This is a genomic window from Amycolatopsis sp. PSD-21, from assembly GCF_055561455.1.
In genome coordinates, this window is the sequence record NZ_CM145712.1 from 8,340,451 (window position 1) to 8,351,301 (window position 10,851).

General features: G+C 69.0%; 11 protein-coding genes. 2 read left to right on the plus strand and 9 right to left on the minus strand.

Annotated features, from left to right (window positions below; translation table 11 throughout):
- Positions 1-296: 296 nt before the first annotated feature.
- From ACZ1DY_RS39170 to ACZ1DY_RS39195, 6 genes are read right to left on the minus strand one after another with little or no spacing between them, the layout of a single operon-like run.
- Positions 297-1,001 (minus strand): urease accessory protein UreD, encoded by a 705-nt coding sequence (locus tag ACZ1DY_RS39170; protein ID WP_465482658.1) that lies wholly within the window; start codon positions 999-1,001, stop codon positions 297-299.
- A complete protein-coding gene (ureG, locus tag ACZ1DY_RS39175) occupies positions 998-1,705 on the minus strand; it encodes an urease accessory protein UreG (RefSeq protein WP_037348019.1) in 708 nt (235 codons plus the stop codon). The genes ACZ1DY_RS39170 and ureG overlap by 4 nt, the downstream gene beginning before the upstream one ends.
- On the minus strand, positions 1,695-2,369 hold the full coding sequence (locus tag ACZ1DY_RS39180) for an urease accessory protein UreF (RefSeq protein ID WP_465482659.1): 675 nt from the start codon (positions 2,367-2,369) through the stop codon (positions 1,695-1,697). Before ACZ1DY_RS39180 ends, ureG begins: the two co-directional genes overlap by 11 nt.
- Positions 2,369-4,090 (minus strand): urease subunit alpha, encoded by a 1,722-nt coding sequence (locus ACZ1DY_RS39185; RefSeq protein WP_465482660.1) that lies wholly within the window; start codon positions 4,088-4,090, stop codon positions 2,369-2,371. The genes ACZ1DY_RS39180 and ACZ1DY_RS39185 overlap by 1 nt, the downstream gene beginning before the upstream one ends.
- A complete protein-coding gene (locus tag ACZ1DY_RS39190) occupies positions 4,090-4,383 on the minus strand; it encodes an urease subunit beta (protein WP_465482661.1) in 294 nt (97 codons plus the stop codon). The genes ACZ1DY_RS39185 and ACZ1DY_RS39190 overlap by 1 nt, the downstream gene beginning before the upstream one ends.
- 13 nt (positions 4,384-4,396) lie before the next feature.
- Positions 4,397-4,699, minus strand: coding sequence for an urease subunit gamma (locus ACZ1DY_RS39195; RefSeq protein ID WP_126730487.1), 303 nt, complete (start codon positions 4,697-4,699; stop codon positions 4,397-4,399).
- A 292-nt stretch (positions 4,700-4,991) separates the two neighbouring features.
- On the opposite strand from ACZ1DY_RS39195, the gene ACZ1DY_RS39200 reads away from it, so the two are divergent.
- Positions 4,992-6,140: a citrate synthase 2 gene (locus ACZ1DY_RS39200; RefSeq protein WP_126730486.1), complete on the plus strand. Its 1,149-nt coding sequence runs from the start codon at positions 4,992-4,994 to the stop codon at positions 6,138-6,140.
- Between the two features lie 55 nt (positions 6,141-6,195).
- Here the strand turns inward: ACZ1DY_RS39200 and ACZ1DY_RS39205 are convergent, their stop codons facing one another.
- From ACZ1DY_RS39205 to ACZ1DY_RS39215, 3 genes are read right to left on the minus strand one after another with little or no spacing between them, the layout of a single operon-like run.
- On the minus strand, positions 6,196-6,786 hold the full coding sequence (locus ACZ1DY_RS39205) for a TetR/AcrR family transcriptional regulator (protein ID WP_465485772.1): 591 nt from the start codon (positions 6,784-6,786) through the stop codon (positions 6,196-6,198).
- A gap of 17 nt (positions 6,787-6,803) precedes the next feature.
- A complete protein-coding gene (locus ACZ1DY_RS39210) occupies positions 6,804-8,495 on the minus strand; it encodes an SDR family oxidoreductase (protein WP_465485773.1) in 1,692 nt (563 codons plus the stop codon).
- Between the two features lie 36 nt (positions 8,496-8,531).
- On the minus strand, positions 8,532-10,031 hold the full coding sequence (locus ACZ1DY_RS39215) for an MFS transporter (protein WP_465482662.1): 1,500 nt from the start codon (positions 10,029-10,031) through the stop codon (positions 8,532-8,534).
- 173 nt (positions 10,032-10,204) lie between these two features.
- Here ACZ1DY_RS39215 and ACZ1DY_RS39220 point away from each other — a divergent pair, with 173 nt between their 5' ends.
- The gene (locus tag ACZ1DY_RS39220) at positions 10,205-10,795 is read left to right on the plus strand and encodes a TetR/AcrR family transcriptional regulator (protein ID WP_465482663.1); all 591 of its coding nucleotides are present in this window, start codon (positions 10,205-10,207) and stop codon (positions 10,793-10,795) included.
- Positions 10,796-10,851 lie beyond the last annotated feature (56 nt).

Consider the following 10,851-nt stretch of genomic DNA (forward strand, 5'->3'; position numbering starts at 1 on the left):
CGCTCGGCACCGTCACACGAGCCCCACCAGCCCCTCCTGAGGGGAGCAAGGGACCTTTAGTGCCGCTAGGTTTTCTAGCGACGCTAGCGCCCGTGGTCGAGGCACGTGCTTGAACGGACGTCGCCCGTGATCGAACGGACGCCACACGTGATCAGAGGGACGACACGCGTGATTGAAGGGACGACACGACCGAGGCCGGGTCTCACCCACGTGCCGTCCGCCCAGTCACACGTGTCGTCCGTCCAGTCACGTGTGTCGTCCGTTTGATCACGCGTGTCGTCCAAACACGACCGGCATCAGACAGTGTCGAACACCCGAAGCGCGGTCACCGCGTCCGGCGCCAAAGAAGTCGTGAGCGTCCCACCGGCGGCCAAAGGCGTACGCGACCACCACTCACCCGAGGCGGCAGGCAGCGAAGGGCCGCCCACGACCAGATCGGTCGCCAGCACCCGCCGCCCCGCCAGATGCGCGAGACTGGAGTCCAAAGTGGAGTCACCGATCTCCAGCGTCTGCCGCAACACCGGAACGGCTCCCCGCACGACATGTTGCGTGGTCACCAAAGACCCCGGCCGCTCACCGGACCGCCCGAGAACCAGCACCTCCCGCGTATGCAGGTACGCATCATCCGCCACAGCGGCCCGGAACTCGGCAGTGTGCCGAGCGCGAGCCGTCACCACGGTCGGCTCCGGCAGATACTCCAGCGACCCACCGTCCGCCACCACAACGTCCACAAGGGACGAACTCCCCTCCCCGTGCGGGCCGGGAAGCGCGATCGTCGCCGCGACCCCGGAAAGCCGCAGCGAAGCCCCGGCGCCGACGCGGATGGTCAGCTTCAGCTCGTCGCCGCCCAACGGCGAGGTCGCCGAATTGACCAGATGCACCACCGCCGTCGCACCGGCACCCCGCTTGGGAAGGAGCGTGAGCGGCGCCATCGAGCGCAGCTCACGCAGTACGGTCCGGCCGCCCTCGAAGCAGGCGGTCAGCCGCGCGTGCGCCTTCACCCCGCGCGGACCGGAAGCAGCGAGCGGACCCAGTCCGCGACCGCCGGCGCGTTCGGAGTGTCCACAAGGGACTGCGTGATCACCGGCAGCTCGCCCCGCATCCGGTGCGCGTCCGACGTCATCACGTCCATGTCCGCGCCGACCAGATGCGCGATGTCGATCTTGTTGATCACCAGCAGGTCCGCCGTCGTGACGCCCGGCCCGCCCTTGCGCGGCACCTTGTCGCCACCGGCGACGTCGACCACGAAGACCTGACTGTCGGCGAGCCCCCGGCTGAACACCGCGGTGAGGTTGTCCCCGCCGCTTTCGATGATCACCAGGTCCAGCCCCGGGAAGCGTTCCTCCAGCCGTTCGACGGCGTCGAGGTTCGCGGTGATGTCGTCGCGGATCGCGGTGTGCGGGCACGCACCGGTCTGCACGGCCTCGATCCGTTCCGGGTCGAGCACCCCGGCCTTGCGCAGGAAGTCGGCGTCCTCGGTGGTGTAGATGTCGTTCGTGACGACGGCGAGGTTCACCTCGTCGCCGAGCGCCCGGCACAGCGCCGCGGTGAGCGCGGTCTTCCCGCTCCCCACCGGCCCGCCGATCCCGATCCGGTACGCGCGCCCCGCGGTCGGCGCCTGCTCGTAGTGGTCGGGTTCCGCGGCGGTCGGGTCGAAGTTGACCGGATGCACATGCCCGTGACCGTGACCATGCTCAGCTGGCAAAGAGACGCACCTCTTCCTGGTGATGCCGGGCGTGTGCCTCGGCGAACAGATCGAGCGCCGGTGAACCCGGCGCCGGGAGATCGGCCGGATCGTCGCCCGCGACCTCGGCCGCGCGCAGGGAAACCTCCCGTACCTCCTTCGAGAGACGGGCGACGACCGCGTTGACGGCGAACGGATCGAGCCCGAGCAATCGCACGGCCGCGCTCGCGGGCCCGCTGATCGCGAGGTATGCCACCGCCATCGCCGCGTCGAAGGGCACGCGAACCAGCGCACCGACGATCACCGGATGATGCGGTCGCGGAGTTTCCTTCAGCAGCTGCGCAAGCACCGGCGACGGCCACGCCGCCTTTCCCGCGCGAGCAGTTCCGCGACCCTGCGCGCGAGACGCCTCCCGCTGCGCGAGCGACGGCGTCCTGGCGTCGAGTTCGAGGTCGAGTCGCCGCCAGTGTCCACTATGGACGCCCCGTGCGGCGGCATGCGCCGATGCGGCCGCGAACACCGCGGCCAATGAACCGGCTGTTCGCAGCCGCCCGGAGAGGAAACCCGGCAGATCGCGCTCATGCGTGACCAGCTTCCGGGTGACGGCCTCTTCGAGCCCGCCGGAATGGACGTGCCCACCCCCGGGGAAGCGGGAGTCGGCGAGGATGAGCGCGGCGAGGTCCATCAGAACAGGAAGTACCTTTGCGCCATCGGCAATTCGGTCACCGGCCGCGGCTCGATCAGATCGCCGTCGACGTGCACGGCGAAACTGTCCGGATCCACCCGGATGTCCGGCGTCGCGTCGTTCAGCACCATGTCGGCCTTGCCCCGAGAGCGCGTGTTCGCGATCGGCACGAGCTTCCGCGTGATGCCGAAGCGCTCCGCTACCCTGCTTTCGAGCGCTTCCGGCGCCACGAAATGGAAGCTGCTCGCGGCGGCGACCACGGGGGCCGCGCCGAACATCGGCCGCGCGAGCACGGGCTGCGGCGTCGGGATGGACGCGTTCGCGTCGCCCATCGCCGCCCAGGCCGGGAAACCGCCCTTGAGCACCACATGCGGCCGGACTCCGAAGAACTTCGGCTCCCACAGCACGAGATCCGCGAGTTTCCCGACCTCCACCGAGCCGATCTCGTGGTCCATCCCGTGCGCGATCGCGGGGTTGATCGTGTATTTGGCGACATAGCGACGAGCCCGCAGGTTGTCTGCCGCGCCGTCGCCGGGCAGGGTGCCGCGCCGACGCTTCATCACGTGCGCGGTCTGCCAGGTCCGGATGATCACCTCGCCGATCCGGCCCATCGCCTGCGAATCCGAGCTCATCATGGAGATCGCGCCGAGATCGTGCAGGACGTCTTCGGCCGCGATGGTCGTCGGCCGGATCCGGCTTTCGGCGAACGCCAGGTCCTCGGGCACCGACGGGTTCAGGTGATGGCAGACGACGAGCATGTCGAGGTGTTCGTCGAGGGTGTTCGCGGTGTGCGGGCGGGTCGGGTTCGTCGACGACGGCAGGATGTTGGGCAGCCCGGCGACCTGGATGATGTCCGGCGCGTGCCCGCCGCCCGCGCCTTCGGTGTGGTACGCGTTGATCGAGCGGCCCCGGATGGCGTCCACAGTGGACTCCAGGAAACCCGCCTCGTTCAGTGTGTCGGTGTGGATCGCCACCTGGACACCGGATTCGTCGGCCACCGTGAGGCAGGCGTCGATCGCGGCCGGGGTGCTGCCCCAGTCCTCGTGCAGTTTGAACCCGCCGGCGCCCGCGGCCAGCTGTTCGCGCAGCGCCTCGTGCCGGACGGTGTTCCCCTTGCCCAGCAACAGGACGTTGACCGGCTGGCCGTCCATCGCCTGCAGCATCCGGCCGAGGTTCCACGCGCCGGGCGTGACGGTGGTGGCCTTGCTGCCTTCGGCCGGGCCGGTCCCGCCGCCGACGAGGGTGGTGAGCCCGGACGCCAGCGCGGTCTCGGTCAGCTGCGGGCAGATGAAGTGGACGTGGCAGTCGATCCCGCCCGCGGTGAGGATCTTCCCGTTGCCGGACAACACCTCCGTCGACGGACCGACGACCAGCGCCGGGTCGACGCCGTCCATCGTGTCCGGGTTGCCCGCCTTGCCGATGCCGACGATCCGGCCGTCGCGGACGCCGACGTCGGCCTTGACGATCCCCCAGTGGTCCAGGATCACGGCGCCGGTGATGATCAGATCCGGCGCGCCTTCGGCCCTGGTCGCCATTCCCTGGCCCATGGATTCGCGGATGACCTTGCCGCCGCCGAACAGCACTTCGTCGCCGCTGCCGGACGGACCCATACTGCGGTCTTCGGTGACCTCGACGAGCAGATCGGTGTCCGCGAGGCGGATCCGGTCGCCGGTCGTCGGGCCGAACAGTTCGGCGTACCGCTCTCGATCGATCGACGGCATCAGGACTCCAGCCGCAATCCGGGCACCACGCGGTTCCCGGCCAGCGGGACGAGATCGACTTCGCGTTCGACACCCGGCTCGAACCGCACCGAAGTCCCCGCGGGCACGTCGAGCCGACGCCCTCGCGCGGCTTCGCGATCGAATTCGAGGCCCGGATTCACCGCCGCGAAATGGTAGTGCGAGCCGACCTGGACGGGCCGGTCGCCGAGGTTCCGCACGAGCAGCCGGACCCGCGGCCTGCCCGGGTTCAGCTCGACCGGCGCGTCGCCGGTGATGATCTCCCCTGGTCGCACTCGCGGCCCCTCCCTAGACGATCGGGTCGTGCACGGTGACGAGCTTCGTGCCGTCCGGGAAAGTGGCTTCGACCTGCACGGAATCGACCATCTCCGGCACCCCGTCCAGCACCTGTGCCCGGGAGAGCACCGTGCGGCCGCTCGCGACGAGTTCGCTCACCGTCCGGCCGTCACGGGCACCTTCGAGGACGTGGTCGGTGATCAGCGCGACCGCCTCGGGGTAATTCAGCCGGACCCCGCGTTCCAGGCGTTTGCGAGCCACGTCCGCCGCGACGTGGATGAGCAGTTTGTCCCGCTCCTGGGGGCTCAGGTGCATGGGAAAGGTCTATCACCGGAAACCGCCGGCCGCCCGATCTCGAAACACAGGATTTACCTCGGCGACCGGTACACGGAAAGTGAACGGCACCGTAACTCTTCGCGTACGAAGCCCGATTTCACTGAATCGTTCTCGTAATCGTGACCGAAAGCACCACATCTTTCGATTGCCCCGCGCCGCGACGTGGAGCAAAGTTTGTCCATCCGTGCGATGAGGCGCGCCTTCGCTGCGTGCATCCCGTCCACGCATGAAACACAAAGCCGGGGAATGCGCATCGAAAGGTTTCACCACAGTGAGTACCTCCACGATCAGCACCAAGCCGTCCGACCAGGTCGACGACGGTTTCCGACCGGGTCTCGAAGGTGTGGTCGCCTTCAAGACCGAAATCGCCGAGCCCGACCGTGACGGTGGCGCACTGCGCTATCGAGGTGTCGACATCGAGGATCTCGCCGGCAAGGTGACCTTCGGTGACGTCTGGGGCCTTCTCGTCGACAGTCGCTTCGGCCACGGGCTACCGCCCGCCGAGCCGTTCCCGCTGCCGGTGCACACCGGTGACGTCCGCGTCGACGTCCAGGCCGCGCTCGCCATGCTCGCCCCCATCTGGGGTTACCGGCCGCTGCTCGACATCACCGACGACGAAGCGCGCGACCAGCTGGCCCGCGCCTCGGTGATGGCGCTTTCGTACGTCGCCCAGTCCGCGCGCGGTATCGGGCAGCCCGCCGTCCCGCAGACCCGGGTCGACGAGGCGAAGTCGATCACCGAACGCTTCATGGTCCGCTGGCGCGGCGAGCCCGACCCGGCCCACGTCAAGGCCATCGACGCCTACTGGGTCTCGGCCGCCGAACACGGCCTCAACGCCTCCACCTTCACCGCCCGGGTCATCGCCTCGACCGGCGCCGACGTCGCCGCGGCGCTGTCCGGCGCGATCGGCGCCATGTCCGGCCCGCTGCACGGCGGGGCGCCGGCGCGGGTGCTGCCGATGATCGAAGAGGTCGAGAAGACCGGTGACGCCGTCGGCCTGGTCAAGGGCATCCTGGACCGCAAGGAACGGATGATGGGCTTCGGCCACCGCGTGTACCGCGCGGAGGACCCGCGGGCACGCGTGCTGCGCCGCACGTGCCAGGAGCTCGGCGCGTCGCGCTACGAGGCGGCCGCCGAGCTGGAGCAGGTGGCGCTGAAGGAGCTGCGCGAGCGGCGTCCGGACCACCCGATCGAGACCAACGTCGAGTTCTGGGCGGCCGTGATCCTGGACTTCGCCGAGGTACCGCCGCACATGATGCCCGCGATGTTCAGCTCGGCGCGCACCGCCGGCTGGGCCGCGCACATCCTGGAGCAGAAGAAGACCGGGCGCCTGGTGCGGCCGTCGGCCAAGTACGTCGGGCCGGAGCCGCGTAAGCCCGAGGACGTCGAAGGCTGGGACCTGGTCGTCAAGCAGTCCTGACCGTCGTGTGTCATGAAAGGGTCGTTCCTGACGTTTTTTGTCCTGAACGACCCTTTCATGACATCTGCGGGACCGAAGAATCGTGGGCCGAGGTCGCCGAAAGCATGGCCGTGAGCTGATCGACCAGCCACCCGTCGAGGGCTTCGCGCGGCACGGCGCGCTCCTGCAGCCAGCTCAGCAGCGAGCCCTCCACCACCGCGGTCCAGCAGCGCAACGTCAGCAGGAGCATGGGCGAGGGCTCCGACACTCCCAGCGCGTCGAGGATGAGCTCGACGGCGCGGTTGCGGACCTCGTCGATCGCCGCGTCGGTCTCCGAAGTCGCGATCACCGAGCCGCTGCGCAGCAGCGCGACATAACCCGCCCGGTAGTGGTCGGCGACGTCGATCAGCCCGCGGACGGCGGCCCGCAGGCGGGTTTCGGGCGGCCCTTCCTCCAGCCCGGCCAGGCCGTCGATAAGGCCTTCGGTGACCGTTTTCAGCGCCTCGACCTGCAGTTCCCGCAGACTCGAGAAATACCGGTAGAACAGCGGCCGCGAGACCTCGGCGCGGGCGATGATGTCGTCGACCGCGACGAGTTCGGGCGCGCGCGAGCCGAACAGGTCCAGCGCGGCGCGGATCAGGTCCTCGCGGCGCGCTTCCGGCGACATCCGGCGTGGACGTCTGGTCACGGGGTGACGTCCAGTTTCGCCGCGGCCCGCAGCAGCCCGGGGGTGAGCCGGGAGAGGACGAGCGCGGCCTTGGCCTCCGGGGTCGACGGCTGGATCGCCTTGTCCTTCTCGACCGCGCGAAGGATGTCGCGAGCGACCTTCTCCGGGCCGAAACCGCGTTTCGCGTACAGCTTGCTGCTCGACTTCTGGCGCCGCTTCTGCTCGATCTCGTCGACGCCGACGAAACGGGTGGTGCTGGTGATGTTCGTGTTCACGATGCCGGGACAGATCGCGGTGACGCCGATGTTCTCGGCGGCGAGCTCGGCCCGCAGGCAGATGCTCAGGGTCAGTACGGCGGATTTCGTGGTGGCGTAGGCGGAAAGGATCTTCGACGGCAGATAAGCGGCGGCCGAAGCGACGTTGACGATCTGGCCGCCTTCGGCCCGCTCACGCATCTGCTCGGCGAAGACGCGGCAGCCGTGGATGACGCCCCACAGGTTCACGTCGATGAGGCGTTCCCAGTCCTCGACCGTCGTGTCGAGGAACGGGCCGGACAGGCCGATCCCCGCGTTGTTGACGACGATGTCCGGAACCCCGAACTCCTCCTTGACCTGCTGGGCGAACTTCTCGACCGCCTCGGCGTCGGAGGAGTCCACTGTGTATTCGCCGGCAGTGACGCCCTTGTCCCGCAGGAGTTTCGCCGTTTCCGCGGCGGCCGAGCCGTTGATGTCGGTGATGACCAGGTCGGCACCCTTGTCCGCGAACGCGAGCGCCGTCGCGCGGCCGATGCCGCTGCCGGCACCGGTCACCACGACGAGCTTGTGCGCGAACCCGCCGGATCGGGCCCGCTTGAGCGCACGGCTCTCCTCGCCGCCTTCGACGTGGTCGATCAGCTCGGCGGTGGCGTCGGCGATCACCTGGGGCTTCTCCCGGACGACCCAGTGCGTGCCGACGATCCGGCGGATCCTGAGGTCCGGCACCCAGCGCTCGATCTCGGTCTGCAGCGGCGTGGTGACGAATTTGTCGCCGGTGGGCGCGAGCACCTGCACCGGGATTTCGGCCGGCCGCGGCCTCGGCCGGGAAAGACGCGTGAACATGTTGGCGCGATAGAGGTTGAGTCCATACAGACCGTCCGAAGTGAACGGAGCTCCGGCCGCCGGGTCCATCCGGCCGATCAGCGCGCCCATCGCGCCGGTGCGCCAGAGCAGCTGCGGGATCAGCGGGACCTGGAAGCCGAGGATGTAGGTCGAATGCGCCCCTTGGACGAGCGCGTTCTTGAGCCTTTTCGGGCTCGGGCGCACCTGCGCGCGGAACCACGCGCCGGCGTGGTCGAGGCTCGGCCCGGAGATCGACGTGAACGACGCGAGCCGTCCGCGCAGCTTTTCGCCGGTGACCGAATGCCAGGTCTGAATGGAGCCCCAGTCGTGCGCGAGCAGGTGGACCGTGCCCTCGGGCTGGACCTCGTCGACGACCGCGGCCAGGTCGTCGGACAGCTGGTCCAGTTTGTAGGACGCGCGTCCCGACGGCTTGTCCGAGCGGCCCGCACCGCGGACGTCGTAGACGACGACCCGGTAGCGGCGTTCCAGCACGGCCGCGATGCCGTCCCACATGGAGCCGTTGTCCGGGTAGCCGTGGACGAGCACCACCGTGGGCGCGTCGTCGACGCCGGTCACCCGGACCGAGAGGCGGACACCGTCGCTGGCCGTCACCCACTTGTGAGACATGATGTCATGTTAGACAACTTGTCAATAAGGGCGCCTTTTCAGTACCGCGCGGCCGAGAGTCCACAAGGTGTCGATCACCAGGACGAAGGTCCAGATCCGGCCGATGTTCAACAGCCAGTGACCACTGGAGTTCCAGTACCACTCGGCAGGATGAGGGTCTCCGAACAACGCTTCGACGGGCCAGCTGTAGCCGGCGAACGCCAGCGCCGCCTGCGCGACGACGTACACCACGACATGGACCATCCAGTTGCGGAGCGGATTCGCGCGCTTGTTCGGCTCCTTCGTCACCGATTCGGCCGCTTGCGGACTCTCCCCGACCGTGCGGGTTACCGGCTTTTCCTTTTGTGACACCGTTTTTCGTGGTTCCACGGGAAACTCCGCAACTCCGACACGCCGTACGGCGCCACGAACCACGAACGATCCGAAGAGCAGGAGCGCCGCCGCGCCGAAGCAGGCGGCGCGCCACCCGGCGTCCGAACCGTAGAGCTGCCCCGCCACGAAGGTGCCGATCGTCGCTCCGAGTAGCGTCGCGCTCTCGTAGATCCCCATCGCGCGGCCGAGACTGAGCCCGGCCGCCTCGGCGACCACCGCCTGCTCCACCGGGATGGCCGCCGCGAACGCCGCCGCGGACAGCACCCACATGACCGCGAGCACCGGCGGACTCGGCGCGAAGGCCAGCCCGGCGGCGAAGATCGCGCTCGCCACCATCGCCAGTGCGAGCACCCGCGTCCGGCCGACCTTGCGGACGAAGCCGTGCAGGTAATCCGGCAGCAGGCTGTACACGATGAAGCCGGGGATGAACACCGCCGCGATCTCGCCGAGTTGCAGCTGGTGCCCGCGTTGCAGGTGCATCAGGAGCAACAGGGCGACCCCGGCCTCCGCCATCGCGGTCAACGCGACGAGCGCGAGCATCGGGCGCATCCTCTTGCCCAGTTGCAGCAGCCGCGGCGCGCCTTCTTCGCGCACGGGTGCGGACTTCGCGTTCAGCAGGACCACCGCGGCCACCGCGCAGGCCGCCGCGCCGAGCCAGAACACGCCCCGGTAGTCGATCCAGGCGATGGCGGTCAGCGCGACCACGAACGCGATCCACGTTCCGCCGCCCTCGGCCGCGAACAGCTTGCTGAACGCCCCGTCGTCCCTCGCGAGCCCCTCGCCCACGCGGGCCCGCAAGGCGACCCAGAACAGCGCGCCGCCCGCGCCGCCGAGAACCGCGGCCAGATAGGCGACCCCGATCCCCGGCGCCACCGCGTAGACCACAAAGGACAGTCCATAGAGGACCGCGCCGACGGCCGCGATCCGGCCGCGATCGAACCGGTCCGCGAGGGAACCCGCGATCGGCCTGGCCACGAACGACACCAGCGTCTCCAGCGCCGTCAGCGCGCCGACCTCGGCGGCCGACGCGCCGAGCTGGCTCCCCACCCACAGCGGCAGGAGGAAATCGAGAACCTCCGCCGGACCCTTGGTCAGCGCGGCGGCGAGCTGGTTCTCCCCCGCCCTTCGTTTCTGCGCTACTTCGTCCACCCCAGTACCCCCTTTTCGGATACGACTGTATTCTACAGAGTGCCGGGTGAGCAACTTGCGGACGATGTCGCGAAAGCCACTTGCGCAACGTTGAAGGTTGTGAAAGTGGCTTTCGCAACGCCCAGCTCGGGCCACGAAGGGCAAATCAGCCAACGGCGAGGGAGGATGCGTCCGTGCCGAAGATCGTGGACCGCACCGAACGCCGCCGCGAGATCGCCGGCGCCCTCCTGCGCATCGTCGCGCGCGAAGGCGTCGAGGCCGTCAGCGTGCGCTCGGTCGCCGTCGAAGCCGGAGTGTCCGCGGGCGCGGTGCAGAAGTACTTCTCCACCAAGGAAGACCTGTTCCGCTTCGCCCTCGACATGACCAGCGAGTTCCTGGAGCAGCGCTGGAACACCCTCGACCAGTCCGGCGACCTGCTCGACCTCCTGCTGCGTTTGCTGGTCGAGGCGATGCCGCTCGACGAGCAGCGCCGCGCGGAGGTGATCGTCATCAACGCCTTCACCGCCCGCGCCGCCGTCCGGCCGTCGTGGGCCGAGTTCATCCGCACGGGCTACGACGAGCTCGTGGAGATCACGGCCCAGTACCTCTCGAAAGCGCAGGCAGCGGGCCATGTGCGAGACGACCTCGCGGCGAGCGACCTGGCCGACGCCGTCCTCGCCCTGACCGACGGCTTCGCGAACCGGATGCTCACCGCCACCGACCCGGCCGCCCTCCTCCCTTCCCTCGAAACCTCCGTACGCACGCTCCTGACTCCCCGCATTTAGTCCTCTGGATGCGGTAGTTGCGTGCGCAAGGACCGCATCCAGAGGACTAAATGCGG

Excerpts from the sequence above, each read along its gene's own strand:
- ACZ1DY_RS39195 (WP_126730487.1), bottom strand. The coding sequence starts at position 4,699 with ATGCACCTGAGCCCCCAGGAGCGGGACAAACTGCTCATCCACGTCGCG.
- ACZ1DY_RS39205 (WP_465485772.1), bottom strand. The coding sequence starts at position 6,786 with ATGTCGCCGGAAGCGCGCCGCGAGGACCTGATCCGCGCCGCGCTGGAC.
- ACZ1DY_RS39180 (WP_465482659.1), bottom strand. The coding sequence starts at position 2,369 with ATGGACCTCGCCGCGCTCATCCTCGCCGACTCCCGCTTCCCCGGGGGT.
- ACZ1DY_RS39185 (WP_465482660.1), bottom strand. The coding sequence starts at position 4,090 with ATGCCGTCGATCGATCGAGAGCGGTACGCCGAACTGTTCGGCCCGACG.